Below are 24,919 nucleotides of genomic sequence, written 5' to 3'. Positions count from 1 at the left end.
GCCCGGTTCGGTCAGTCCGCTCGCGGTCCCGGGTACCGCCGCACCACCCGGCCGTCGGCCATCTCCAGCACCTCGTCGGCGAACTCGACATCCTGCGGCCGGTGGCTGACGAGGACGACACAGCGCCGCGGGTCCGGTCGCATGATCGTCGCCGTCACCGCGTCCGCGATCGGCCGGTCGAGCGAGGCCGCCGGCTCGTCGGCCAGCAGGAACGGTCGGTCGGCCAGCAGGGCGCGGGCGATGGCCAGCCGCTGCCGTTGCCCGCCCGAGACGGCGAGACCGTGCTGTCCGACCCGGGTGTGCAGACCGTCCGGGAGACCGTCGACCCAGTCGCCGGCGCCGGCGCCGCGCAACGCGGCGTGGACGTCCTCGTCGGTGGCCCCGGGCCGGGCCAACCGCACGTTCTCCACGATGGTCGAGTCGAACAGGTAGGCGTGGTGGTCACACCAGCCGAACAGGCCGCGCACCGTCTCGGGGTCGAGCTGGTCGACCGGGGTGCCGCCCGCCCCGGAAGCGCCGTCCGGGCCGACCGTGAACCTCCCGGACCGCACCGGCAGGAACCCGAGCAGCGCGGCCAGCACCGTCGACTTGCCGGATCCGGACTCGCCCAGCAGCACGATGCGACGCCCCGGGCGCAGGTCCAGATCGAGGCCGCTGACCGCGTCGCGCCCGGAACCCGGCCAGCGGACGGCCAGGTCGCGGACCCGGACGGCCACCCCGGCCGCCGGGTCGGGCAGCGGACGCGGGTCGGTCGGGCCGTCCGGCACCACGGGCCGGGCGGCCAGCACCCCGAACACCCGGTCGGCCGACGCGGCGGACCGGCGCAGCGTGCCCGCGGCCAGGATGACCGCCTGCACCACGTCGATGAGGGCCAGCGGGGTCAGGACGACGACGGCCAGCAGCACCGGGGCGAGGTCGCCCTGCACCACGGCCGGCACCCCGGCGACGGTGGCCAGCCAGACCGCGGCGCCCATGGCCAGGGTGGCCAGGCCGGCCGCGATCCCGGCGGTCCGGGCCGTCCGCGCGGTGACCAGCCGGTTCCGCTCAGCCAGTTCGTCCAGTTCGGCCAGCCGGTCGTCGAACGCACCCAGCACGGCGAGTTCGGCGGCGTCGTCGAGCATCTCGCCGACCAGCCGGGACCGTTCGCCGCGCAGCCGGACGACCTCCCGTTCCGTGCGGGCGGTCCGGCGGGCCGACAGGGCGGGGGCGAGCGCGCCGGCGACGAGCAGGCTGACGAGCAGCGCGGCCCCGGCGGCCGGGAGGATGAGGAACGACAGGACGACGGTCCCGCCGCCGACCAGGACGGCGCCGGCGATGGGCAGCAGGCCACGAAGGAACGCGTCCCCGGTGTCCTGGACGTCGTCGACCAGGCGGGCCAGCAGGTCCCCGCGGCGCCACACCGGCAGCCCGGCCGGGGCGAGGCGGGCCAGCTGGGCCATCAGCCGTTCCCGGAGTCGACCGAGCACCCGGAACGCGGCGTCGTGGCTGACCAGGCGCTCGAGGTACCGGAAGACCCCGCGCCCGATCCCGAAGGCCCGCACCCCGGTCACCGCCACCAGCAGGTACAGCACCGGCGGTTGCTGCGCGGCCCGCGCGATCAGCCAGGCCGACGCGGCCATCAACGCGACGGCGCACCCGGAGGCCAGGGCGCCCAGGAACGCGGCGAGCACCAGGCGCGACCGGACACCCCGGGCCTCGCCGATCAGCCGGCCGAGCACGCCCGCGGTGCCGGCCGGGGCGGGATCGGTGTGCGGGGCGGAGGTCGTCACCACGGTCCCACCCCGGTCAGCTCCTCGCCCGCGCTGATCGCCACCCCGTCCACGGCACCGTCGTCCTGCTCGCCGGGCCCAGCGTCGGCGGGGCGGGCCGGAGTCAGGTCGACGACGTGGTCGGCGTAGGCCAGCGGGGCGGCCCGGTGGCTGACCAGCACGACGGTGCGCCCGGCGGTGAGGGCGGCGATGCCGGCCAGTACCCGGGCCTCGGTGGTCTCGTCCAGGGTGCCGGTGGGCTCGTCGAGCAGCAGGACCGGCGCACCGGCCTGGACGCGGACCAGCGCGCGGGCCAGCGAGAGCCGTTGCCGTTGACCGGAACTCAGGCCGGCGCCACCTTCACCGAGCACGGTGCGCCAGCCGTCGGGGAGGGCGTCGACGATGCCGTCGGCGGCGACCGCCGCCAGGACCGACCGCAGGGCGTCGTCGTCCGGGGCGGCCGCCGCGGGCACCCCGAGCAGCAGGTTGTCGCGGATCGATCCGGCGCGCAGCCAGGCCCCCTGACCGGCCCAGGCCAGCCGCGACCGCCAGGTCTGCGGGGCGATGTCCGCCACCGGGACGGCCACCCCGTCGGGCCAGGTCGCCGTCACCGTTCCGGAGGTCGGCCGGACCACCCCGGCCAGCGTCTGCAGGAGCGTGGTCTTGCCGACCCCGCTGGTTCCGGTGACGACGGTGAGCCGCCCGGCGGGGAGGTCGAGCCGGAGCGGCCCGACCGTGCCGCGCTCCCCCGGTTCGCCGACCGTCGCGTCGACCAGCCGGAAGCCCATCGGTCCGGCGGGCAGGTCGGTGCGGGTGCCCGGCGCCGGGAGCGGCGTCTGCAGGACGGTGAGCACCTGCGCGGACGCGGCCACCCCGTCGGCGGCGGCGTGAAACTGGGTGCCGAGCTGCCGGAGCGGCAGATACGCCTCGGGGGCCAGGATCAGCACGGCCAACCCGACCGACAGGGACAGCTCCCCGTAGACCAGGCGCAGTCCGATGGCCACCGCGACCAGCGCGACGGACAGCGAGGCGAGCAGCTCCAGCACCATCGAGGACAGGAACGCGACCCGCAGGGTGGCCATCGACGTGCGCCGGTAGTCCTCGGTGACCCGGCGGACCGCCGCGACCTGGGCCTTGGCCCGGCCGAACACCTTCAACGTGGGCAGCCCGGCGACGACATCGGCGAAGTGACCCGAGAGCCGGCTGAGGGCGGCGTACTTCGTGTGGGTCTGCCGGTCGGTGTACCAGCCGACGAGCGCCATGAACAGCGGGATCAGCGGCAGCGTGACGGCCACGATGATCGCGCTGGTCAGGTCGGCGGTGACCAGGTAGCCGAGCATGATCAGCGGGATCAGCGCCGCCTGGACGAGCTGCGGGAGGTACCGGGCGACGTAGTCGTGCAGGGAGTCGATGCCCGTGGTGGCCAGCGTGGTCAGCTCGCCGGAGTGCGCCCCGGCCCGCCACCGCGGGCCCAGGGCGGCGACGTGCCGCAGCAGGTCCCGCCGCAGCCCGTCCATCACCCGGCCGGCGGTCCGCCGGGCCAGTTCCTCGGCCGCCCAGGCCAGGGCGGCCCTGACGCCCAGCACCACCGCCAGCCAGGCGACGCGGGCCGAGACGTCCGCCCACCCCTGCCCGCCGATGATGACGTCGGCCAGCACGGTGGCCAGCAGGATCGCCTGCGCGATGATGGCCACGGCCCCGGCCACGGCCAGTACCACGGACGCGATCAGCAGATGCCGCACGCCGGCCGCCACCCGGACCAGCCGGGGATCGAGGGGTCTCACGGCTCCAGTGTTCCTGCCGGTCCGGTCGGCGTCGCCCTCATCGGCTGGAGGTCTGCGGGCTCTCCTGCGCCGTCGCCCCCGGCGAGTCCGGGATGTGCCGGACGGAGATGCGCTTGCGGAACACCCAGTAGCTCCACGCCTGGTAGCCCACCACCAGCGGGACGAACGCGATGGCCACCCAGCTCATCAGCGTCAGCGTGTACGGCGTCGAGGCGGCGTTCTCGATGGTCAGCGACCAGGCCGGGTCCAGCGTGGACGGCAGCACGTTCGGGTAGATCGCCAGGAACCAGCTGGTCACCAGCAGCCCCGTCGACAGCGCCGACAGCACGAACGCCCAGCCGTCCCGGCTGACCCGGGTCAGGGCCCAGGCCACCGCGAGCGCGACGACGGCGGCCAGCCCCACGGCCAACGACAGCACCGGACCGCGGATGAGGTACTGCCAGACGACGGCGACGGCCATCGCGGCGATCGCGAACGGGGCGAGCCGCAGGGTGAACGCCTGGGCCCGGTCCCGCACCTGGGCGGTGGTCTTCAGGCTCAGGTAGACGCCGCCGTGGGTGAGCACCAGCAGCAGCACCGTGACCCCCATCAGCAGCGCGAACGGGTTGAGCAGGTCCAGGAAGGTGCCGACGTACTCGTGGTCGGCGTCCAGCGGCACGCCCCGGACGACGTTGCCGAAGGCGACGCCCCACAGCACCGGCAACGCCCACGAGCTGATGAGGATGGTCCAGTCCCAGCGGGCCCGCCAGGTGTCGGTCGAGCCCTTGCCGCGGTACTCGAACGCGACGCCGCGGCCGATGAGGCAGACCAGGATGACCAGCAGCGCGAGGTAGAAGCCGGAGAACATCGACGCGTACCACTCGGGGAACGCCGCGAAAGTGGCGCCGCCGGCGGTCAGCAGCCACACCTCGTTGCCGTCCCACACCGGGCCGATGGTGTTGATGAGGACCCGGCGGCCCTTCTCCTTGCGCCCGACGATGCGCAGCAGCGCGCCGACGCCGAAGTCGAAGCCCTCCAGCACGAAGTAGCCGATCCACAGCAGGGCGATCAGCACGAACCACAGGTTGTTGAGAAACACGGTCTCGATCTCCCCACTCAGTACGCGAAGGCCATCGGACGCTCGTCGGCGTCGTCGTCATCGGAGCCGTCGAGTCCGCTGGTGCCGTCGGAGCCATCGCCCCAACTGCGCGGGGGTCGCCGCTCGATGGACGCCAGCGCCTCCTCCTCGCTGGGCGGGCCGGCCTTGGCGTACTTGAGCATCAGCCCGACCTCGACGACGGCGAGGACCCCGTAGAGCGCGGTGAAGACGATGAGCGAGGTGAGCACGGAGCCCGCCGAGACGGTGGGCGACACCGAGTCCGCCGTCTTGTAGAGCCCGAGCACGGACCAGGGCTGGCGGCCCATCTCGGTGAAGATCCAGCCGGCGCTGTGCCCCACGATCGGCCCGGCGATGCCGCCGACGGCGAGCCACCAGACCCACTTCTGCTGCGGCAGACGCCCCTTGCGGGTCAGCCACAACCCGACGATCGACAGGGCCAGCATCGCGAACCCGGCGCCCATCATCAGCCGGAACATCCAGTAGGTGACCGGCACGATCGGCCGGTAGTCACCCGGTCCGTACTGCTGCTCGTACCGGGCCTGCACGTCGTTGATGCCCTCGACGGTGCCGCTGAAGGACTCGGTGGCCATGAACGAGAGCACGCCCGGCACCCGGATCGACCAGACCTCGCTGCGGCCGTCCAGCGTGCCGATGGTGATCACCGAGAACGACGCGCCGTCGGTGGTGTCCCACAGCGCCTCGGCCGCGGCCATCTTCATCGGCTGCACGTCGGTCATCACCTTGGCCAGCAGATCACCGCTGACGATGGTCAGGACGGACCCGATGAGCATGGCGACCAGACCGAGCCGCAGCGACGGCCGCAGCACCCGTGCGGTCTCGGCGTGCCGCTCGCTGCGGTCCCGGTTCTTCATCGCCCAGGCGGCGATGCCGACGAAGATCGCCGAGCCACTGATGAGTGCGCCGGCGATGACGTGGGCGTAGGCCCACAGCTGGAGCGGCTGGGTGAGCACGGCCCAGATGTCGACCATCTCGGCCCGGCCCCGCTCGACGTTGACGGTCACGCCGACCGGGTTCTGCATGAACGAGTTGGCGGCCATGATGAAGAACGCCGACAGCATCGTGCCGATGGACAGCAACCACATGCAGGCGCAGTGCAGCTTCGGGGACAGCTTGTCCCAGCCGAAGATCCACAGGCCCAGGAACGTCGATTCCAGGAAGAACGCCAGCAGCGCCTCCATCGCCAGGGGCGCCCCGAAGACGTCGCCGACGAACCGCGAATAGCTGGACCAGTTCATGCCGAACTGGAATTCCTGCAGGATCCCGGTGACCACCCCGATGGCGAAGTTGATGAGGAACAACTTCCCCCAGAACTTCACCTGGCGCAGATAGATCGGGTTGCGGGTGCGGACCCAGGCGGTCTCGAGCAGCGCGATGAGGAACGCCATCCCGATCGAGATCGGGACGAAGAGGAAGTGGTAGACGGTGGTGATCCCGAACTGCCAGCGCGCCAGCGTCAGGGCGTCCATGTGGTGTCTCCTCGCTCGAACCCGTCCGTCCGAGCCGGCCGGCGCAGCCGGGACCGGGGGCGCCGTCCGCGACCCGCGAAGGGGCCTTCGGACTCCGCTCCAGCCTGACTCCGAACGCCGCCGACGTGATGGGACCAAGGTCCCGGGTTCTGTTGTGACGGTGTTCACCCGCCGGCCGTGCACCCGACCGGCCGGCCTACGGACATCCCGGAACCGCCCGTTTCGGGGGGCTTTCGCGCTCCGTTGATCCGCCCTGGGTGAACACCACCGCTTCGTGACCCCGGGTGGACGGAGGCTGATGGCACGATGAAGTGAACCCGCTCCGATCCGTTGATCGTCATCCGCGGAACGGGGAACCAAGCGGGAAGAACCACCGCCCCGAAGAACGTTGGCAGGAAGGAACCGCATTCGCCGGTTCCGTCGGCCGGTCCCACCCGGGACCGCAGGGTCGATGGCACCGACGGGCTCACCGACGTGCCCGAGCCGATTGCCCTGTTGACCCGCGCACACCTGGGAGGACGACATGACCGAGGCTTTGACCCGTCCGGAACTGACCGCCGCCGACCGTTGCGATCGCTGCGGAGCCGCCGCAGCCGTCCGCGCTGTGCTGCCCACCGGTGGCGAGCTCCTGTTCTGCGGCCACCACGCACGGGCCCACTCGGACCGCCTGGAGCAGATGGCCGCCGTGCTGCACGATTCCCGCACCGACAAGGCGTAGCCGACAATCGTCGGGTGACCGACGTTCCTCGCACCGGATCCCGGCGCGCCACCCCGGTGGCCGCCGGGTCCGTGCTTTCTCCGCCATCCGCGCCCACGGCGAACTCGTGGGCGGCGTTCTTCCTCGTCGTCGCCGGGTTCGCCGGCGTGCTGCAATTGCTGCTGCCCTGGCGGTCGGCCGGACCGGACGCCGGTGACGCGCTGCATGCCGTCGGGGTCGGCGGATGGCCCTTCTACCGGGCGTTGCACGATCTGCCCGCGCCGGCCTTCGAACTCGTGCTCGCCCGCTTCGTCGTACTGGGCGTGGCCGGCGTCGGTCTGGCCCTGATCCTGCTCGGCCTGCTGAATCTGCTCCCCATCGACCACCGACCACTGGGGACCGTGGCGCTACTGCTGAGCGCCGGCGCCGTTCTCGGTGCGGTCTTCCTGCTCGCCCGCGCGCGCTCCCTGTTCGGAGTCGGCCTGAACGCGTTGTTCGGGCAGGCCCAGCCCGGCTTCTACCTGATGCTCGCGACCGGTCTGGTCGGCCTGGTCGGGGCGTTCGCCGCGATGTCCGCCCGATCGTCCGGCCGCTGACCCCCGTCCGGCCCCGCCGCTTCCCGGTCAGAGCAGACCGAGCAGGTGATCCCGTCGCCGTTCGAGCAGGTCGGGACCGGCGGCCGCGGACGGCGGACCGGGCACGGCCCGCCGGACCGCCGCGTGGACCTTGGCGTGCGGGGTGCCTGTGCGGCCGGCCACCCGGGAGACCAGCTGGTTGACCTCGCGCCGCAGCGCGGCCGCGGCCCGCCAGCCGGCGATCTCCGCGTCCACCGGTTCCGGCGGTCCGTCCTGCCGCTCCCGGGCGACCGACTCGACCCGCCGCCGCAGTTCGGCGTCGCGCTGGGACAGCAACTGCGCCATCTGCTCGGCCGACAGCAGGCCGGGCAGGCCCAGGAAGTCGTCCCCCTCGGCGTCGGCGCCCAGCGCCTCGTACGGGTCGACCTCCGGGGCATCGGCGTCGTCGGCCTCGCCGCCGGTCGCCGTCACCGCGCGGCCGGAGTGCAGGATGTGCGCGAACTCGGCCTGCGACTCGACGGACTCGTGGGTCTCGCTCATCCGCTCGACCGGTTCGGGCATGTCCAGCAGCGGGTCGGCCAGCTCGTCCATCTCGTCGACCGGGGTCTTGGGTGGCGGGGCCATCACGTGGTTCCGGTCGATCTCCAGCTCGGCGGCCAACGCCAGCAACGGCCGCACCGCGGGCAGGAAGACCGTGGCCGACTCGCGACGGGAGCGGGCGCGGACGACGCGGCCGACGGCCTGGGCGAAGAACAGCGGGGTCCGGTAGCTGGTCATCCAGGCCAGGCACGCGGCCCGCGGGATGTCGACGCCCTCGGAGATCATCCGGACACAGACGGCGATGCGCTGGTCGGAGTCGCGGAACTGCTCGATGCGCTTCGACGCCGTCGGGTCGTCCGACAGGATCAGCGCCGGCGCCTCACCGGTGATCCGCTTCACCAGGTGCGCGTACTCGCGGGCGGCGTCCTGATCGCTGGCCAGCACCAGGCCGGCCGCGTCCTTCATCCCGGCCGACCGCAGCGCGGTGATCCGCTCGTCCATGGCCGCGAGCACGTGCGGCACCCAGCCGCCCCGCGGATCGAGGGCGGTCTTCCAGGCCGCGGCCTCGACCGAGCGGGTGCCCGAGTCCGTCAGGGACGCTGCGAGGACCTCGCCGGCGCTGTTGCGCCAGCGGGAGACGCCGCTGTAGGCCGCGAAGACGACCGGCCGGACCACCCCGTCGGCCAGCGCCTGCTTGTAGCCGTAGGTGTAGTCGGCCACCGACCGCAGCAGGTCCCCGTCCTGCTGGTACTGCACGAAGGGGATGCGTTCGCCGGCCCGGGTACGGAACGGCGTCCCGGTCAGGCACAGCCGCCGCTGCACCTCGGTGAACGCCTCACCGACCGCCTCGCCCCAGGAGAAGCCGTCGCCCGCGTGGTGGACCTCGTCGAGGATGACGAGGGTGCGTTTGCGCCCGGAGCGGGCCGCGTGGATGGCCGGGCGCTGCGCCACCTGCGCGTAGGTGGTCACGTACCCCAGGGCGCCGTCCGGCACCGGTCCGGCCGAGTTGGCCAGGGCCGGGTCCAGGACGATGCCGAAAGCGCCGGCGGCATCGGCCCACTGGGTGCGCAGGTGGTCGGTCGGGCAGACCACGACGACCCGGTCGACGGCCCGGCGCCCGAGCAGCCGGCCGGCGACGGCCAGGGCGAACGTCGTCTTGCCCGCCCCCGGGGTCGCGGTGACCAGGAAGTCCGAACGCCGGTCGACCTCGTCGTAGGACTGCAGGGCCTGGCGCTGCCATGGACGCAGGCGGGCCTCGTCCGGTCCGTACCGGGCGGTCACCGCCGCGTCCCGTACCGACCCTGACGCCACCACCGTCGCCGTCCCCCACTTCGCTCGTGCCCACGCGGGCGGACCCCCCGGGGTCCAGACCGACCGTCGACCCTACCCGCCGGCGGTGACCGAACCGGGTGGGACGCGGGACACGTCGGCGGGATCACGTCACGCGGCACCGTCGGACAACGGTGGGGGCGATCACGGTGTCGCGGGTGCAGCGCACCCACCGCTCGGGGCATGCTGGCGGGGTGACGCACGCACGCCCAGGCATCCCCGGCGGTCCTGCGCATCCCGGACCGGGCGGGAACACCACCATTCCGCCGGTCCCCGGTGCCGACGCCGCTCCGACCGTGGCGATCCCCCGCACCGACCCGGCCGCCGTGTCGTCACCCGTGCCCGCCGGCGGGACCGCCGCGGGGATGCCGGAACCACCGGTCGACGAGGCGGCGCTGACGGTTCCGTGGCACCGCAACGGCACCGGGCCGATCCCCACCGCGCAAGGCCCGGTCAAGCACCGGTGGCGCAAGATCGTCGGGCGCACGCTGTCCAAGGCGTGGGGCGACTCGCTGTTCGGCATGAGTTCGCAGGCCGCGTTCTGGTGCGCGCTGTCGACCGCGCCGCTACTGCTGGCCCTGCTGGGTATGACCGGTTACGTCGTGCAGTGGTTCTTCCCGCCGGGCACGATCGACGCGGTCAAGGAGCAGGTCGACCTCTTCCTCAACACGATCTTCAACGAAGAGGTCGCGACCAACCTGGTCGGCAACACCGTGCAGACGATCCTGTCCAACGGGCAGGCCGATGTCGTGTCGGTCGGTCTGGTCATCAGCCTGTGGGCCGGTTCTTCGGCGATGTCGGCGTTCGTCGAGTCGATCACCATCGCCTACGGCCAGCACGAGGTGCGACACCCGGTGGTGGAACGGTTCTTCGCCCTGGGTCTCTACCTCATCGCGCTCACCGCCGGCATCGTGCTGCTGCCGTTGCTGGCCATCGGCCCGAACTATCTGCCCGAGCTGTTCCCGGTCTCCTGGCACGACCGGGTCGCGACCGTCGTCAATCTGGCCTACTACCCGTTCGTCGTCTTCGGGCTGATCTTCATGCTGACGCTGCTCTACAAGGTGGCACCCAAGCACAAGCACCCGTGGCACCGCGGCATCCCAGGGGCGTTCGTCGCGGCCGCGGTGTTCCTGGTGGCCAGCTTCGGGCTGCGCCTGTACCTGTCGTACGTCTACTCGCACGGCCTGACGTACGGCGCGCTGGCCACGCCGATCACGTTCCTGCTCTTCTACTACTTCATGTCCATGGCGATCGTCATCGGCGCCCAGTTCAACAACGCGACGCTGGAGTACTACCCACCGCGGGTGTCGCGGCGGGAGACCCGCAAATGGCACGAGTACGAAGCCGACCAGGCGCACTGATCCGCCGGGCCGGCCGACCCGCGCCTATTCCTTCTTCAGTGCTTCGTAGATCTTCTTGCAGTCCGGGCACACCGGGGATCCCGGCTTGGCGGACTTGGTGACCGGAAAGGTCTCGCCGCACAGGGCGACCACGTAATTGCCCATCACCGCCGACTCGGCGATCTTGTTCTTGCGGACGTAGTGGAACATCTCCGGGGCGTCGTCAGTGCCCCGGTCGATCGGCTTCTCGAGGACGTCCGTGGAGGTCTGGCTCATGGCGCCCATGATGCCATCGGCCGGGGCTGGCAGAGTGGGCCGGCATGATCACCGCCCTCGCCGTCGCGGCGGCTCCGGCCGCCGAGACCGCCGGCTTTCTCGTCGGCCGCCTGCTCATCGCCGCCCTGGCTGTCCTGCTCATCGTCTGGGGCGTTCGGGCCCGGGGACGGGGCCGGACGACGGGCGGCGTCGTCGCCATCGTGGTCGGCACCCTGCTCGTGCTCGGTCTGCTCGCCTCCATCACCCGCGGCCTCGGCTGACGGCTACCGTGCGGCCATGAACCATTCCGTTCCCAGGACTGCCCGACACCGCCCGCCGGACGCCCTCCGGGGACCTGGACGACGTCGATGACCGGCGACCCGACGACCGATCTGCTGCGGATCGGCGACGAGGTGGCCGCCGCGCTGGCCGACGGCCGGGCGGTGGTCGCCCTGGAGTCGACCCTGCTGGCCCACGGTCTGCCGCCGGGCGACAACCGGCGGGTCGCCGACGAACTGGAGCAGCGGGTTCGCGACGCCGGTGCGGTGCCCGCGACGGTCGCGGTGTTGGACGGTGCGGTACGGATCGGCCTGTCCCCCGCCCAGCTGGACCGGGTGTGCGGGACGCCGCCACTGGTCAAGTTGTCGGTGCGGGACGTCGGACCCGCGCTGGCCGCCGGGGTGGACGGTGCGACCACCGTCGCCTCGACCGCGGCCCTGGCCCACCAGGCCGGCGTCGGTGTCTTCGCCACCGGCGGGCTGGGCGGGGTGCACCGCGGGGCGGCCGAGACCTTCGACGTCTCGGCCGATCTCGGCGTGCTGGCCCGGACGCCCATCGTCGTGGTGTGCGCCGGGGTGAAGTCGATCCTCGACGTCCCGGCGACCCTGGAATACCTGGAGACCCTGTCGGTGCCGGTGGTGGGATACCGCACGGACCGCCTCCCCGGCTTCTACCTGTCCGACACCGGCCTGTCCCTGCCGTGGCGCGCGGACGACCCCGCACAGGTCGCGGCCATCGTGCGGGCCCGCCGGGCCCTCGCGCTCGACGACGCCGCCGTCGTGCTGGCCAACCCGCTGCCGGTCGACCGGCAGCTCGACCCCGCCCTGCACGACCGCACGCTGGCCGACGGCCTCGCTCTGCTGGAGTCCGAGGGGGTCAGCGGCAAGGACGTCACCCCCCGTCTGCTCGAGTACTTCCACGCCGCGACGCACGGCGAGAGCCTGCGGGTGAACGTCGACCTGGTCGCGTCCAACGTCGAGCTGGCGTCGGCGGTGGCGGTCGCGCTGGCCACCGGCCGGTGACCGACCCCGCCGATCACGGCGCGACCCGGGTCGTCGTCGGGGACGTCGGTCTGGACGTGGTGGCGGTGCCCGCGGCGCCCCCCGTGACCGGTCAGGACACCCGGGCCGCCATCGCGGTCACCGCGGGCGGCGCGGCTGGCAACACCGCGACCTGGCTCCGCGGCCACGGACTGCCGGTGACGCTGATCGCCCGCGTCGGCGACGACCGGGCCGGGATCGCGGTACGTGAGGAGCTGGAGTCGATCGACGTGGACTGCCGGTTCGCCGTCGATCCGGTCCGCCCGACGTGCTGCGTGGTCGTGCTGGTCGAGGGCGACGACCGCACGCTGCTGTCCGATCGGGGTGCCAACGGTGCGCTCGCGCCGGGGGACGTCGACCTGGAGGGCTTTGCGGCCGGCCCGGCCCACCTGCATCTGTCCGGCTACGTGCTCTTCGACGAGGGGTCACGGGCCGCCGGGGTGCGCGCCCTGGCGGCGGCGCGGGAACGGGGGTGGAGCACGTCGGTCGACCCGCAGTCCGTCCCACACCTGCAGGGGGTGGGCGCGGGCCGCTTCCGCGAGTGGATCGCCGACGTCGACCTGGTGCTGCCCAACGCCTCGGAGCTGGCCGCACTGGGCGGGCCGGCGGCGGTCCTCGCGGCCCTGGGACCGGGCGGCGCGATCGCCGTCACCCGCGGCGCCGACGGAGCCGCCTGGATCGACCGGGAGGCCACGGTGGCCCGCGCCAACCCCGGGCCGGTCGCGGTCCGGGACGCCACCGGGGCGGGCGATGCGTTCAACGCCGGCCTGCTGGCCGCCTGGCTCGCCGGCGCGTCCAGGGCGGACGCCCTGGTCAGCGGGATGCAGGACGCGGTGCGGGCCGTCACCGGGCTCGGAGCGCGGCCCGTGCCCGGGTGACGGGAACGGACCGTCAGTCGCTGTCGACGATCTCCCGCCGGGCGGGAGGCAGTGCCCGCTGATCGTTGACGACCGGCTTCGGGGCCGGTCGGGAGGTGCGGGGGGCGCGGTCGTTCGCCATCAGCACGGCCATCCACGGCAACGGGATGGAGGCGGCGGCGACGATCAGCACGACCCAGACGGGCACCCCGAGCGCCCACAGACCGATGGACAGCAGCAGCAGCGGGATACGCATGCTCATGGTGATGAAGTAGCGCTTCTGCCGGGCCCGCAGTTGTTCGTCGTAGGCGGGTTCGGCCGCCGTGATGACGGTGGCGCGTTCGGTGCGTTCCCGTTCCTTGCGGATCTGCCGCCGGGTCTGGCTGATCGGCGGCGGAGCGGAGAACGGGCTCTTCGGGGTGGGTGAGCCGGGTGTCTGGGGAGCAGTCATCAGTGCAAATGTCCGTCCTGACGGGGCTTGTGCGGCCGCTCGTCGTCGTGTGCGTCACGTCTGACACCGGATCGGTCCGTCGTCCACGCTACGCCGTACCTGTGGTACCGCCGATGGTGTTCTTCCCGATGCGAACAACGATCAGACCGGGCGCGAAGCCCGGATGGCCGTGGCCGTCAGTCGGTGGCGCTCGCCTTCGCGGCGGCCTTGACGGCCTTCTTGGTGGCTCGGACCTCGTCCAGTGAACGGGCGTCCACGACATCGGCCACCGACCGGCGGCTGTCGGACTCGCCGTACTTCCCCGCCGCCTCGCGCCATCCGGGCGGGGTGACGTCGTACTGCTTGCCGAGCAGCGCCACGAAGATCGCCGCCTTCTGCGCGCCGAACCCGGGTAGGTCACCGATCCGCCGCAGCAGCTCCTCCCCCGAGTCCGCCGTCGACCACAGCTCGACCGCGGAGCCGTCGTACCGCTCGACCAGGGCCTGACAGACGCCCTGCAGGCGTTTGGCCATGGCGCCGGGGAAGCGGTGGACGGCCGGTCGGCGGGCGCACAGTTCGGCGAACTCGTCGGCGTTCATGAACGCGATGCCCGGAACGTCGATCCGGCCCGGGGTGCCCATCCGCTCGGCCAGCACCGCCGGCCCGGCGAACGCCTTCTCCATCGGCACCTGCTGGTCCAGGACCATCCCCAGCAGCAGCGCGTTGCCGTCGGCGGCCAGCAGTTCGTCCGCCTCCGGGTTGCCGGTGAGGTGCAGGGTGCGTGACGTCATGACCGAGATTGTGCCCCGGGGCATCCGCCACGCTCCCCCATTCGACAAGACGCTTGTGCCGCGCCAAGTCCCGGGTAGCGCCGCGCGAACGTCTTCTCGATACGGCCGACCCGTAGGCTCCCGCGGGTGACGGCGAACGCGGCTCTGCCCCTGACCGATCTCGAGACCGTCGACCGGCTCGGCGACGACCTGCGCTCGGCCGGGTACGACGCGGAGGGCGTGCCCACCCTGCTCGGGCCCAGCGCGAACCGGGCCCTGGCCCGTGGCGAGTTCCCACCCGCGCTGCGCGCGACCCGCGAGCGCACCCCGCTCGGCGTACTGGTGCGACTTTTCCTGCTCGGCCGCACCGAGTCGGCCGCCGACGTGGCGGCGGCCCTGCCCCGGACGGGTCTGGAGCGGGCCCTGCAGGCGCAGGTCCTGGAGCGGGTCGACCGCGACACCGTCCGGGCCGGGCTGGATGTGCGCCCGCACGCGGACGACACCGCTGAATATCTGGTGGTCTCCGACCTCGACTCCGACACCCGTCCCGGACCGGTCCGCACCGACCACGTCCTGGGCATCGGTCAGGCGTCGATCACGCTGGCCCGTCAGGTGATCCGCGAACCGGTGGAGCGGGCCCTCGACCTGGGGACCGGTTGCGGAATCCAGGCGTTGCACCTGGGCCCGCATGCCGGCAGCATCGTGGCCACGGACGTCAACCGGCGCGCGCTCGCCCTGGCCGCGGCGACTGCCCGGTTGAACGGTCAGCAATGGGACCTGCGCGACGGGTCGTTGTTCGACCCGGTCGCCGACGAGACGTTCGACCTCATCGTCTCCAACCCGCCGTTCGTCATCGGCACCGGTGAGGCCGCCTTCACCTACCGCGATTCGGGGATGGTCGGCGACAGCGTCTGCGCCGCGCTGCTCGCGGGGACCCGGCAGCGACTCAACCCCGGAGGCACCGCCCAGTACCTGGCCAACTGGATCGTCCGTGACGACGCCGACTGGCGGACCCGGGTGGGCGAGTGGGTGTACGGCTCCGGATGCGAGGCCTGGGTGGTCCAGCGCGAACTGGCCGACCCGGCCGAGTACGTCGGTCTCTGGCTGGCCGACAGCGGCGAGGCCGGTAGCGAGCAGGCCGCAGCCACCGCCGAACGCTGGCTGGACTGGTTCGCGGCCGAGAACGTCACCGGCATCGGCATGGGGTCGATCGCGCTGCGGCGGACCGACACCGCCGATCCGGCCGTGACTCTCGACGAACTGACCGCCGCCGGTGACGAGCTGACCGGACCGGAGGTCGCCGCGTTCCTGGCCCGCCGATCCTGGGTGCTGCAGCGCAGCGACCGCGACCTGCTGGCCACCCCGCTGTCGCTGGCCGCGGACGCGATCCTGGAACACCGCGCGGTCGCCGGGCACGAGGGGTGGACGACGGTGCTGCGCATGCTGGCGCGGGACAGCGGGCCCGGCGCCACCCTGCAGCTCGACGAGTGGGGTGAGGCGCTGCTGGGCGGGTGCACGGGGCTGGCCCCGTTGAGCCTGCAGATCGAACTGCTGGCCGCGGTGCACGGCCTGAACGAGGACGCACTGGCCGCGGCGGTCCTGCCGTCGGTACGGGTGGCCATCACCCGCGGGCTGCTGCACCCGGTGGCCGCCTGATGCGCGCCGTGGTCAGCCGGGTCCGGTCGGCCTCGGTGACGGTCGAGTCGGACGAGGGCTCGCAGGTGGTGGGCCGGATCGACGAACCGGGCCTGCTGGCCCTGGTCGGTGTGACGCACACGGACACGCCGGCGACGGCCGTGGCGCTGGCGGCGAAACTGCACGAGTTGCGGATCCTGCGGGACGAGCAGTCGGCCGCGACCATGGACGCTCCCGTCCTCGTGGTGAGCCAGTTCACCCTGTACGGGCGGACGAGCAAGGGGCGTCGGCCGTCCTGGACGGACGCGGCCCCGGGACCGGTCGCCGAGCCGCTGGTGGACGCCGTGGTCGACGAGCTACGCCGCCGTGGGGCGACCGTGCAGACCGGGCGCTTCGGCGCGATGATGGCCGTGACCAGCGTGAACGACGGTCCGTTCACCGTTCTGGTGGAAGTGTGACGCCGGTCCCATTCGGCCGATTCTCACGTCTCTCCCATCGACTGCCCCCCGCAGTCCACACGCGGGCACGGTGTGGTTTGTCCACCCTCGGGACGCGAACCGCGACACGGGTGATGGCCACGTGGTCGATCGCCCGCCGGAACCGCTGAGCGAGGCCGGGGCGGGGAATCGGTTCGTCGAGGGGTTGATCCGATTCTTGACCCCGCCGTCAGGACCAGCGTGACCGCAGTGCCCACAGGGAACTAAATCGGGGTCGACAGACGTTCGAACCAGTGACGGGACGAGTGCAGTCCCAACGTTCGACCCCATCGGATCGAAGGGAGTACGACCGATGACCTCCCCCGCGACTTCATCCCGCACCCTCACCCGCGAGCCCGAGGACCTGGACGCTCAGGGCCCCTCCGCGGACCTTGTTCGTGTCTACCTCAACGGTATCGGCAAGACCGCCCTGCTGACCGCCGAGCAGGAGGTGGAACTGGCCAAGCGTATCGAAGCGGGCGTGTTCGCCGCCCATAAGATGTCCGGCGACGAGACGCTGACGCCGGCGCAACGGCGTGATCTGCGCATGATCGTCAACGACGGCAATCGGGCCCGCAGCCACCTGCTCGTCGCGAACCTGCGTCTGGTCGTGTCTTTGGCCAAGCGCTACACCGGCCGCGGCATGCCGCTGCTGGACCTCATCCAGGAAGGCAACCTGGGTCTCATCCGGGCGGTCGAGAAGTTCGACTACACCAAGGGTTTCAAGTTCTCCACGTACGCGACGTGGTGGATCCGGCAGGCGATCTCCCGCGGCATGGCCGACCAGGGACGCACCATCCGGCTGCCCGTCCATCTGGTCGAGCAGGTCAACAAGTTGTCCCGGCTCAAGCGCGAACTGCACCAGCAGTTGGGCCGCGACGCGACGATGGCCGAGCTGGCTGCGGAGTCGGGTATTGCCGAGGAGAAGATCGCCGATCTTCTGGATCACGCCCGGGATCCGGTCAGCCTGGACATGCCGGTCGGGACCGACGAGGAAGCCCCGCTGGGCGACTTCATCGAGGACAGCGAGTCGACCTCGGCCGAGGCTGCCGTGGTCGCCGGGTTCATGCACAGCGACATCGACAAGGTGCTGCGCACGCTGGACGAGCGCGAGCAGACCGTGGTGCGCCTGCGCTACGGGCTCGTCGACGGCCGGCCCCGCACGCTGGACGAGATCGGACGGGTGTTCGGCATCTCTCGCGAACGGGTACGGCAGATCGAGCGTGACTCGATGGCGAAGTTGCGCGCGGGCGACCGTTCCGAGATGCTGCGGGCGTACGCGAGCTGACGGCTGCACGCATGATCTGATGCGGCCCATGGCCGCGCCCCGGGGGGACCGGGCCTGTCGATCGACGGGTCCGGTCCTTTGCTGTTCCGGGTGGTCCGGACGGCGAGGGCGGCAGGTGCGCGACCGGCTACCCCTCACACCGGCGGGTTCGCCCGCGTCTACCCCTCGATGACACCCACCCCCCGGGGCGCACCCCCGTTCGACGAGATCGTCCGCCGGCACGGCGCCACCGTGCTGCGGGTCTGCCGCGCCGTGCTGGGACCGGGGCCGGACGCCGATGACGCCTGGTCCGAGACGTTCCTGTCGGCTCTGCGGGTCTGGCCCGCTCCGGTCGACAACGTCGAGGCGTGGCTGGTGCGGATCGCGCACCGCAAGGCCATCGACGTCATCCGGGGTCGGGAGCGACGGGCCGTCCCCACCGCCGAGCCGGCGCCCTCCGAAGCGCGTCCCGCGGTCGACCCGGCCGCTGACGCGACGGACGAGGTGTGGGCCGCGGTGGCCGATCTCCCTGAGCGGCAGCGCCTGGCGGTGGCCTATCACTGGTTCGGCGGGCTGCCGCACACCGAGACGGCCGAGCTGACCGGCAGCACCCCGGCCGCCGTCCGCCGTGCGGCCGCCGATGGCCTGGCGACCCTCCGTCGCGTTCTGGCCGTCCACCCCACTTCGGACGACCCGGGCGCGGCGCAATCCCCGTCGTCCCGACGCACAGGAGCCCACCCATGACCGCCGCCCCACCGCCCGCCGACCCGACCACCCCCGCGAGCGCGTTCGGAGTGTCGGACGCGGAACTCGCCGCCCTGCAGGCCCGCCTGGCCGACCGCGCCGAGGCCGACGGGCTTCTGGACATCGCCTACCGCACCATCGACTCGCCGATCGGGCCGCTGCTGCTGGCCGCGACCGAACACGGGGTGCTGCGGGTCGCGTTCGCCGGGGAGGGGTTCGACACCGTGCTGCAGCGCCTCGCCGATCGGGTCAGCGCCCGCATCCTGGCCACACCGGCCCGGACCGACCCGGTCGCCCGCCAACTGGACGAGTACTTCACCGGACGACGGCGATCGTTCGACGTGCGGTTGGACCGGCGGTTGTCGGCCGGTTTCCGGGCCGCCGTCCAGGGCCTGCTGCCGGGGGTCGAGTACGGACGGACGGTCAGCTACGCCGAGCTGGCCGCGCGGGCCGGCAACCCGAAGGCGGTCCGCGCGGTCGGGACGGCCTGCGCGACCAACCCGCTCCCCATCGTCGTGCCCTGCCATCGGGTGCTCCGCGCCGACGGCAGCCTGGGCGGCTACCTGGGCGGCCCCGACACCAAGCGGTACCTGCTCGACCTCGAACGGACCGCCACCGCGGAGGAACCGCGATGACCGATGATCTTGACCTGGATGCCCTGGTCCGCCGGGTCCCGGCCGGCTGGTCGGAGGTGCGCTACCGGGGCCGGCGGTGGGGCTTACGACGCACGGACCAGGTCGGCGGCCGGACAGTCGCGATCGCGGCCGAGGAACTCGGTGGCACCGGGTGGGTGAGCACCAACGTGCTGCACCTGACGACGGGGGCCGTCCTGAAGCCGTGCGAGATGCCGGCCGAGCAGGTGCTCGACTTCCTGCGCGGCTGGTCGCCGCTGGGCCCGGAACCGGACCCGGTCGAGATCCCGCTGGCCGGCGGGAACATGGGCGGCGCCGCTCGGGTGGGGGCGACCGTGCTCCGACCGTCCGGCCCCTGGTCGCCGACGGTGCAACGCCTCCTGCGGCATCTGCGGAACGCGGGGCTGGACTGGGTTCCCGCTCCCCTCGGGGTCGACGAACACGGACGGGACGTGACGTCCTTCCTGCCGGGCACGGTGCCGAGCTATCCGCTGCCGTCGTGGATCTGGTCCGACGAGATCCTCGTCGCCGTTGCCACCCGGCTGGGCCAGCTGCACCGGGCGAGCGCGTCGTTCGCCGTCGACGACGCGATCTGGCGGCTGCCCACCCACCAGCCGGCCGAGGTGATCTGCCACAACGACTTCGCCCCGTACAACACGGTTTTCACCGATCGACGGGTGACCGGGGTGATCGACTGGGACACGGCCTCGCCGGGCCCGCGGATCTGGGACGTCGCCTACCTCGCCTACCGGTGGGTGCCACTGACCGACCTCGTCCCCGACGGCGACCCGTCCGACTCGGTGCCGGAGCGGGCGCGCCGACTGCGACTGCTCACCGACGTGTACGGGCACGGAGTACACCCGGCCGCCGTCGTCGCCACCGCCGTCGACCGGATCCAGGAACTGGCCGCGTTCACCCTCGGTCGGGCCGACGCCGGCCACCCCGACCTGCACGCCCACGTCGCCGCCTACCGGCGCGACCTGCGGTGGATGACGACGCACGCCGACAAGCTGGCGTCGCCGGCAACGGTCTAACGCAGCCGGCGGCGGGCGTCCGATCGTTCCGGCGGCGGTCCGATGACCGCGGTCGCGCTGCCGACCGCCACCCCCCGCGGTCCGACCAGCACCGGCAGCAGCTCCAGACGGCGCACCTCGGGCTGGTCGTCGGCCAGCGCCGACAGTCGTAGGGCGATGTCCACCAGCCCCGCGGTGTCCACGGGTTGCGCGCCGCGGTACCCGCGGAGCAGCGGAGCGGCCCGGGGGGCGGCGATGAGATCGGCCGCATCGGTGTCGGTGAGCGGCACGGCGCGGTAGGCGGTGTCCCCCAGCAGGTCGGTCGACACCCCGGCGATCCCGAAGGACACCAGCGCACCGAAGGACGGGTCGGTGCTGATGGTGAAGGTGGTCGACAGGTCGGCCCGTCCGTCCGCGGCCATCGCCTGCACGTACAGCCAGGGGCCCGCGACGGCCGACAGGTCCTCGTAGGCGGCCCGCACGGCGGCCTCGTCGACCAGGCCGAGGCGCACCCCCGACCGGTCGACCCGGTGCCGCAGCGACTGGTCGAAGGCCTTGAGCACCACCGGATAGCCGATGTCGGCGGCGGCCGCCACCGCCTGGTCGGCGGACGCGATGGCCCGGTACGGCACCATCGGGATGCCGTAGCACTCCAGCAGTTCGGTCAGTTCGGCGTCGGTCAGCGGCCTCTCCCCGGGGTTGTCGCCCCGGAACACCGCCATCCGCGACCGGGCCCGGGCCCGGTCGATGCCCGGCAGGTCCGGCACGTCGCCGACCGGACGCCGCAGCCAGGCCCCGTAGCGGACGGCATGCGCCAAGGCCTGGACGGCCCGCTCCAACGTCCGGTACGAGGGCACCGAGCCGCGTTCGACCCGCCCCTCGGCGTCCCGCACCGTGAGATGGGCGGGGAGGCCGTCGACGGCGAAGAAGACCGACACGACCGGGACCTCGGAGGACTGGGCGGCCTGCCGGAGGGCGTCGGCGTGGTCGGTCCCGGGGGCGGCGACTGGCGGCACCCAGGCGACGACGAGGGCGTCGACGTCCGGCCGCTGCACGGTGGCCCGCACGGTCTCGGCCAGCACGGCCGGCGGGACGTCGACACCGAGGTCGATCGGTCCGTCCTCGGTGACCCGGAGGCCGGCGTCCAGACAGAAGTCCAGCGCGAGAACCCCGAGAGCGCTGGAGTTCCCGACGATGGCCACCCGGTCCCCGCGCGGGACCGGTTGGGCCACGAGCAGCTGGGCGACATCGAAGGCCGTGGTGAGTCCGGGGGTGCGGATGACCCCGGACTGCTCGAACAGCGTCGCCACCGTCGACTCCGGCAGGTGCGCCGAGTTGGCCGCGAGCCCGGGGGTGACCAGGGCGTGCCGACCGGACTTCACCGCGATGACGGGCTTGCTGCGGGCCAGGGTGCGGGCCAAGCGGGCGAACTTGCGCGGGTTGCCGAACGACTCCAGGTAGAGCAGGACGACGTCGGTGCGCTCGTCGCCCACCCAGTACTGGAGCAGGTCGTTGCCGGACACGTCGGCCCGGTTGCCGGCCGAGACGAACGACGACAGGCCCAGCCCGCGGCTGGCCACGTCGGCCAGGATCGCGATCCCGAGCGCCCCGGACTGGCAGAAGAAGCCGATGCGCCCCGGGGCCGGCGGACTGGGGGCCAGGGTGGCGTTCATCCGGACGGCCGGATCGGTGTTGATCATGCCGAGACAGTTGGGGCCGAGTAGGCGCATGCCGTTGGCCCGGGCCACGGCCACCATCTCGCGCTGCGCGTCGGCCCCGGCCTGGCTGGCGTCGGCGAACCCGGCCGTCATGACCACCAGTCCCCGGACCCCCTTGGCCCGGCATCCCTCGACGACGTCCGCGACCCCCGCCGCCGGGACGGCCAGCACGGCCACGTCGACCTCGTCGGGGATGTCGAGGACGGACGGGTAGGCCCGCACTCCCTGCACCGAGACGGTGTCCGGGTTGACCGGGTAGACCGGGCCGGCGAAGTCGGCCCGCAGCAGGTTCACCAGGGCGGCGTGGCCGAGTTTGCGCGGGTCGGTCGAGGCGCCGATCACGGCGATCGACCGGGGGGCGAGGAGGCGGGCGATGGACCGGGCCTCCGCGCGGTGCTCCCGGGCGAACTGCACCGCGCGGGACGCGTCGGTCGGGGCGATGTCGAAACCGAGGTCGACGATCCCGGAGTCGTATTCGCGGCTGACGGTGTAGCCGGCGTCGGCGAAGACCCGCAGCATCGAGGTGTTGTCGGCCAGCACCTCGGCGGTGAAACGGCGGATGCCGCGCTCCTGGGCCGCCGCGGCCAGGTGTTCGAGCAGGATCGAGGCCAGCCCCCGGCGCTGCTGCCCGTCCTCGACCAGGAAGGCGACCTCGGCCGTCTCCCCGGCCTCGGTGTCGGCCGGACCGTTGCGGTAGTACGTGCCGGCGGCGATGACGTCGTCCCCGGATAACGCGACCAGACCCACCCGGTCGACGTGGTCGACGTCGGTGAAGACCCGCAGCTGCGCCTCGGTGGGTTCGGTGACCACCGAGAAGTACCGTAGATATAGCGATCTCGGTGACAGCCGGGAGTGCATCGCGCGGATCGCGGGGGTGTCCGCCGGACCGGAGGGCCGCAGGTGTACGACCGCCCCGTCGGCCAGCAGGACGTCGGCCTCCCACCGTTCGGGATAGGCCGGAGCCGACGACGCGTCGTCGTCGGCGGTGGGTACTGACTCGGGCTGATCAGTCACGGGGATCCAATGGGTCGAGGCCGAGCAGGGGGAAGGCGGCGGCCCGGACGTCGCGGATGGCCCGGTCGACGGGCTGTTCCGCCGCGCCCTGCCAGGGGTGGTAGCCGACCCGGCCCCGCCCGTCCACGGCGCCCGTTCCGCCGTCGAGGTCCGACATCGTCGTCGGCAGGCGCCGGTCGGTCAGGTCGACGGCGAGATCGCTCCAGGCGGCGGGAATGTCGGTGGCCGGGTCCAGCTCTCGGCCCGCCACGACGGCGAGCAGGTGCGTCCAGGCCCGCGGGACGACCCGGATCACCTCGTAACCCCCGCCGCCCAGGGCCAGCCAGCGGCCCCCGGTCAGCTCCTCGGCCAGGTCCCGCAGGGCGAGATAGGCGGTGCGCTGACCGTCGACCGTCAACTGCAGGTCGGCGAGCGGGTCGTCGCGGTGGGCGTCGGCGCCGTGCTGGGTGACCAGCACCTGCGGCCGGAACGCACGGACGGCGCCGGGGACGACCGCATGGAACGCCCGCAGCCAGGCGGCATCGTCGGTGCCGGCGGGGACGGGGATGTTGACCGCCGTGCCGTGACCGGGGCCACGGCCGGTCTCGGTGGCCCATCCGGTGCCGGGAAAGAGCGTCATCGGGGACTCGTGGATCGACACCGTGAGCACCCGCGGGTCGTCCTCGAAGAGGGACTGCACCCCGTCGCCGTGGTGGACGTCGACGTCGACGTAGGCGACCCGCTCGACCCCCTCGTCGAGCAGGGCGGTGATGGCCAGGGCGGCATCGTTGTAGACGCAGAAGCCGGAGGCGTGGTCGGCGTGCGCGTGGTGCAGGCCGCCGAAGATGTTGACGGCCCGGTCGGTCTCACCGCGGGCGATGGCCCGGGCCGCGGCCATCGAGCCGGCGGCGATCCGGGCCGCCGAGTCGTGCATGGCCGGGAAGATGGGGTTGTCCGGCCCGCCGAGACCGTGCCCGTAGCGCGGATCCTCGGGGCCCCGGGCGAACTCGGAGGCGGCCCGCACGGTGGAGATGTAGTCCGCCGTGTGGCAGCGCTGCAACTCCTCGGTGGTCGCCGGTTCGGCGGTGATGGTCCGGTAGCCGTCCAGGACGCCGAGTGGCTCGGCCAGCCGACGGGTCAGCTGCCAGCGGATCGGGTGCAGCGGATGGCGGCCCCCGAGGTCGTACTCGAGCATGCGGTCGTCCCACACGAGCACCGGCGCCGTCATGTCTCGACCTTAGTCGGCGAGCTTGCGACGCCGCCCGGGCCGGTCGGCGACCCGTCAGACCGGCCGGCTGGAGAAGCCGGCGGTCTGCAGCACCGCGGTGGTCGTGTCCACCACGTCGGCCAACCCGGCGTCCAGCTCCCGCGCGGCGTGCTCATCGGCGATGATCTCGACGCCCCAGGGGCCCGGGAAACCCAGATCCGCGACGACCCGGACGAAGCCGACCACGTCGAAGTCGCCCTGCCCGCAGTATCGGCGGTGGTGCATCGTGTCCTGGTACGGATCGCCCTGCGGCGGGCCGGCGTCGTCCAATTCGACACAGAACACCAGCTCACCGGGGATGGTGGCCAGATCGGCCAAGGTCGATGGCCCCCGCTCGAGGTGCCAGGTGTCGACGGTCAGCCCGGCCGCCGGGTGGTCGGCCGCGGTCACCAACCGGGCCGTCTCGACGAAGTCGGGCAGGTTGGACATCGGCAGCACCTCCAGGGCCACCCGGGTCCCGACGTCGGCGGCCTGCGCGGCCACCCGGTGCAGTTCACCGGCCCAGTGATCGAGGTCCGGTGGCGGCGGGGCCGGTTGGTCGGGATCGAAGCGCACGTCTCCGGCGAGCTTGATCTGCCGCGCCCGCAGTTCCTGCGACGCGTCGAGCAGCAGGTGCCGGACGGCGTCGGAGCGGGCCCGTCGCTCGCCGTCGGTCCACCAGTCCGTCAGCTGCTCGACCTCGACGTGCACCAGCCCCAGGTCGTCGCAGAGCCGACGAAGGTCGCTCCACGGGAACACTTCTCGGCCAGCGACCAGATCCCCGATGGTGAAACCGATGCCGACGAAACCGGCCCGGGCCACCGCCTCGGCTCGCTCCCGCAGCGAGAATCGGCTGGGGGAACCGGCGTCGATCGATCCGGCGTGGGTCCAGCTGGTGGCGACCAGGGGTGCGGACATGACGACTCCGAGGGTGGGGTGGGGCGGTGATGACGACCCTGCCCCAT

At 72.7% G+C, this 24,919-nt stretch carries 23 protein-coding genes; 12 read left to right on the top strand and 11 right to left on the bottom strand.

Features of this window, described 5'->3' with window-relative positions; all coding sequences use genetic code 11:
* Positions 1-11: 11 nt before the first annotated feature.
* The 4 genes from cydC to FDO65_RS00465 are packed head-to-tail and all read right to left on the bottom strand — an operon-like array spanning position 12 to position 6,118.
* Positions 12-1,772 carry a thiol reductant ABC exporter subunit CydC gene (cydC, locus tag FDO65_RS00480; protein WP_137447550.1) on the bottom strand — a complete coding sequence of 587 codons (1,761 nt, stop codon included), beginning with the start codon at positions 1,770-1,772 and terminating at the stop codon, positions 12-14.
* Positions 1,766-3,532 (bottom strand): thiol reductant ABC exporter subunit CydD, encoded by a 1,767-nt coding sequence (gene cydD / locus FDO65_RS00475; RefSeq protein ID WP_137447549.1) that lies wholly within the window; start codon positions 3,530-3,532, stop codon positions 1,766-1,768. Before cydD ends, cydC begins: the two co-directional genes overlap by 7 nt.
* A 37-nt stretch (positions 3,533-3,569) precedes the next feature.
* A complete protein-coding gene (gene cydB / locus FDO65_RS00470) occupies positions 3,570-4,610 on the bottom strand; it encodes a cytochrome d ubiquinol oxidase subunit II (protein ID WP_137447548.1) in 1,041 nt (346 codons plus the stop codon).
* Positions 4,611-4,627: 17 nt separating this feature from the next.
* Positions 4,628-6,118, bottom strand: coding sequence for a cytochrome ubiquinol oxidase subunit I (locus tag FDO65_RS00465; RefSeq protein WP_137447547.1), 1,491 nt, complete (start codon positions 6,116-6,118; stop codon positions 4,628-4,630).
* A gap of 523 nt (positions 6,119-6,641) precedes the next feature.
* Here FDO65_RS00465 and FDO65_RS00460 point away from each other — a divergent pair.
* Together FDO65_RS00460 and FDO65_RS00455 are read left to right on the top strand one after the other, a co-directional pair.
* Positions 6,642-6,836, top strand: a complete 195-nt coding sequence (locus FDO65_RS00460; protein ID WP_137447546.1) for a DUF7455 domain-containing protein — start codon at positions 6,642-6,644, stop codon at positions 6,834-6,836.
* A gap of 14 nt (positions 6,837-6,850) precedes the next feature.
* Positions 6,851-7,411, top strand: a complete 561-nt coding sequence (locus FDO65_RS00455; protein ID WP_137447545.1) for a hypothetical protein — start codon at positions 6,851-6,853, stop codon at positions 7,409-7,411.
* A 27-nt stretch (positions 7,412-7,438) separates the two neighbouring features.
* Here FDO65_RS00455 and FDO65_RS00450 read toward each other — a convergent pair whose 3' ends face one another.
* Positions 7,439-9,211, bottom strand: a complete 1,773-nt coding sequence (locus FDO65_RS00450; RefSeq protein WP_137447544.1) for a DEAD/DEAH box helicase — start codon at positions 9,209-9,211, stop codon at positions 7,439-7,441.
* A 344-nt stretch (positions 9,212-9,555) separates the two neighbouring features.
* Here FDO65_RS00450 and FDO65_RS00445 point away from each other — a divergent pair, with 344 nt between their 5' ends.
* Positions 9,556-10,620, top strand: coding sequence for a YihY/virulence factor BrkB family protein (locus tag FDO65_RS00445; RefSeq protein WP_137449346.1), 1,065 nt, complete (start codon positions 9,556-9,558; stop codon positions 10,618-10,620).
* A 24-nt stretch (positions 10,621-10,644) separates the two neighbouring features.
* Here FDO65_RS00445 and FDO65_RS00440 read toward each other — a convergent pair whose 3' ends face one another.
* Positions 10,645-10,875, bottom strand: coding sequence for a DUF3039 domain-containing protein (locus FDO65_RS00440; RefSeq protein WP_137447543.1), 231 nt, complete (start codon positions 10,873-10,875; stop codon positions 10,645-10,647).
* Between the two features lie 44 nt (positions 10,876-10,919).
* Here FDO65_RS00440 and FDO65_RS00435 point away from each other — a divergent pair, with 44 nt between their 5' ends.
* From FDO65_RS00435 to FDO65_RS00425, 3 genes are all read left to right on the top strand, one after another.
* The gene (locus tag FDO65_RS00435) at positions 10,920-11,135 is read left to right on the top strand and encodes a hypothetical protein (RefSeq protein ID WP_137447542.1); all 216 of its coding nucleotides are present in this window, start codon (positions 10,920-10,922) and stop codon (positions 11,133-11,135) included.
* Between the two features lie 87 nt (positions 11,136-11,222).
* Entirely contained in the window at positions 11,223-12,155 is a 933-nt protein-coding gene (locus FDO65_RS00430; protein ID WP_137447541.1) for a pseudouridine-5'-phosphate glycosidase, read from the top strand.
* Positions 12,152-13,051, top strand: coding sequence for a carbohydrate kinase family protein (locus tag FDO65_RS00425; RefSeq protein WP_137447540.1), 900 nt, complete (start codon positions 12,152-12,154; stop codon positions 13,049-13,051). The genes FDO65_RS00430 and FDO65_RS00425 overlap by 4 nt, the downstream gene beginning before the upstream one ends.
* Before the next feature lie 13 nt (positions 13,052-13,064).
* Here FDO65_RS00425 and FDO65_RS00420 read toward each other — a convergent pair whose 3' ends face one another.
* Together FDO65_RS00420 and FDO65_RS00415 are read right to left on the bottom strand one after the other, a co-directional pair.
* Positions 13,065-13,481 (bottom strand): DUF3099 domain-containing protein, encoded by a 417-nt coding sequence (locus FDO65_RS00420; RefSeq protein ID WP_137447539.1) that lies wholly within the window; start codon positions 13,479-13,481, stop codon positions 13,065-13,067.
* A 176-nt stretch (positions 13,482-13,657) separates the two neighbouring features.
* Positions 13,658-14,251, bottom strand: coding sequence for an HhH-GPD-type base excision DNA repair protein (locus FDO65_RS00415; RefSeq protein ID WP_137447538.1), 594 nt, complete (start codon positions 14,249-14,251; stop codon positions 13,658-13,660).
* Between the two features lie 126 nt (positions 14,252-14,377).
* On the opposite strand from FDO65_RS00415, the gene FDO65_RS00410 reads away from it, so the two are divergent.
* The 6 genes from FDO65_RS00410 (at position 14,378) to FDO65_RS00385 (ending at position 20,018) form a co-directional block, all read left to right on the top strand.
* The gene (locus FDO65_RS00410; RefSeq protein WP_137447537.1) at positions 14,378-15,886 is read left to right on the top strand and encodes a DUF7059 domain-containing protein; all 1,509 of its coding nucleotides are present in this window, start codon (positions 14,378-14,380) and stop codon (positions 15,884-15,886) included.
* Positions 15,886-16,323, top strand: coding sequence for a D-aminoacyl-tRNA deacylase (dtd, locus tag FDO65_RS00405; RefSeq protein WP_137447536.1), 438 nt, complete (start codon positions 15,886-15,888; stop codon positions 16,321-16,323). Before FDO65_RS00410 ends, dtd begins: the two co-directional genes overlap by 1 nt.
* A gap of 331 nt (positions 16,324-16,654) precedes the next feature.
* Positions 16,655-17,629 (top strand): sigma-70 family RNA polymerase sigma factor, encoded by a 975-nt coding sequence (locus FDO65_RS00400; RefSeq protein ID WP_137447535.1) that lies wholly within the window; start codon positions 16,655-16,657, stop codon positions 17,627-17,629.
* Between the two features lie 168 nt (positions 17,630-17,797).
* A complete protein-coding gene (locus tag FDO65_RS00395; protein WP_137447534.1) occupies positions 17,798-18,352 on the top strand; it encodes an RNA polymerase sigma factor in 555 nt (184 codons plus the stop codon).
* Positions 18,349-18,987, top strand: coding sequence for a methylated-DNA--[protein]-cysteine S-methyltransferase (locus tag FDO65_RS00390; RefSeq protein ID WP_137447533.1), 639 nt, complete (start codon positions 18,349-18,351; stop codon positions 18,985-18,987). The genes FDO65_RS00395 and FDO65_RS00390 overlap by 4 nt, the downstream gene beginning before the upstream one ends.
* Positions 18,984-20,018, top strand: coding sequence for a phosphotransferase enzyme family protein (locus FDO65_RS00385; protein WP_205849704.1), 1,035 nt, complete (start codon positions 18,984-18,986; stop codon positions 20,016-20,018). Before FDO65_RS00390 ends, FDO65_RS00385 begins: the two co-directional genes overlap by 4 nt.
* Here FDO65_RS00385 and FDO65_RS00380 read toward each other — a convergent pair.
* From FDO65_RS00380 to FDO65_RS00370, 3 genes are read right to left on the bottom strand one after another with little or no spacing between them, the layout of a single operon-like run.
* Positions 20,015-22,729, bottom strand: a complete 2,715-nt coding sequence (locus FDO65_RS00380) for a bifunctional acetate--CoA ligase family protein/GNAT family N-acetyltransferase (protein WP_137447532.1) — start codon at positions 22,727-22,729, stop codon at positions 20,015-20,017. The genes FDO65_RS00385 and FDO65_RS00380 overlap by 4 nt on opposite strands.
* Positions 22,722-23,936 (bottom strand): acetoin utilization protein AcuC, encoded by a 1,215-nt coding sequence (locus FDO65_RS00375; protein WP_137447531.1) that lies wholly within the window; start codon positions 23,934-23,936, stop codon positions 22,722-22,724. The genes FDO65_RS00380 and FDO65_RS00375 overlap by 8 nt, the downstream gene beginning before the upstream one ends.
* Positions 23,937-23,990: 54 nt before the next feature.
* Entirely contained in the window at positions 23,991-24,872 is an 882-nt protein-coding gene (locus tag FDO65_RS00370; RefSeq protein ID WP_137447530.1) for a sugar phosphate isomerase/epimerase family protein, read from the bottom strand.
* Positions 24,873-24,919 lie beyond the last annotated feature (47 nt).

Origin of the sequence: Nakamurella flava, assembly GCF_005298075.1 — a bacterium.
In the GTDB taxonomy this organism is placed as follows: domain Bacteria; phylum Actinomycetota; class Actinomycetes; order Mycobacteriales; family Nakamurellaceae; genus Nakamurella; species Nakamurella flava.
The sequence above is the reverse complement of the archived record's forward strand: the minus strand, read 5'-3'. Positions and strand labels throughout refer to the sequence as shown.

Coding starts and splice junctions, on each gene's coding strand:
- FDO65_RS00465 (WP_137447547.1), bottom strand. CDS start 6,118: ATGGACGCCCTGACGCTGGCGCGCTGGCAGTTCGGGATCACCACCGTC.
- FDO65_RS00375 (WP_137447531.1), bottom strand. CDS start 23,936: ATGACGGCGCCGGTGCTCGTGTGGGACGACCGCATGCTCGAGTACGAC.
- FDO65_RS00415 (WP_137447538.1), bottom strand. CDS start 14,251: ATGACGTCACGCACCCTGCACCTCACCGGCAACCCGGAGGCGGACGAA.
- FDO65_RS00395 (WP_137447534.1), top strand. CDS start 17,798: ATGACACCCACCCCCCGGGGCGCACCCCCGTTCGACGAGATCGTCCGC.
- FDO65_RS00440 (WP_137447543.1), bottom strand. CDS start 10,875: ATGAGCCAGACCTCCACGGACGTCCTCGAGAAGCCGATCGACCGGGGC.
- FDO65_RS00420 (WP_137447539.1), bottom strand. CDS start 13,481: ATGACTGCTCCCCAGACACCCGGCTCACCCACCCCGAAGAGCCCGTTC.
- FDO65_RS00385 (WP_205849704.1), top strand. CDS start 18,984: ATGACCGATGATCTTGACCTGGATGCCCTGGTCCGCCGGGTCCCGGCC.
- FDO65_RS00435 (WP_137447542.1), top strand. CDS start 10,920: ATGATCACCGCCCTCGCCGTCGCGGCGGCTCCGGCCGCCGAGACCGCC.
- FDO65_RS00400 (WP_137447535.1), top strand. CDS start 16,655: ATGACCTCCCCCGCGACTTCATCCCGCACCCTCACCCGCGAGCCCGAG.
- FDO65_RS00390 (WP_137447533.1), top strand. CDS start 18,349: ATGACCGCCGCCCCACCGCCCGCCGACCCGACCACCCCCGCGAGCGCG.
- dtd (WP_137447536.1), top strand. CDS start 15,886: ATGCGCGCCGTGGTCAGCCGGGTCCGGTCGGCCTCGGTGACGGTCGAG.
- FDO65_RS00370 (WP_137447530.1), bottom strand. CDS start 24,872: ATGTCCGCACCCCTGGTCGCCACCAGCTGGACCCACGCCGGATCGATC.
- FDO65_RS00460 (WP_137447546.1), top strand. CDS start 6,642: ATGACCGAGGCTTTGACCCGTCCGGAACTGACCGCCGCCGACCGTTGC.
- FDO65_RS00430 (WP_137447541.1), top strand. CDS start 11,223: ATGACCGGCGACCCGACGACCGATCTGCTGCGGATCGGCGACGAGGTG.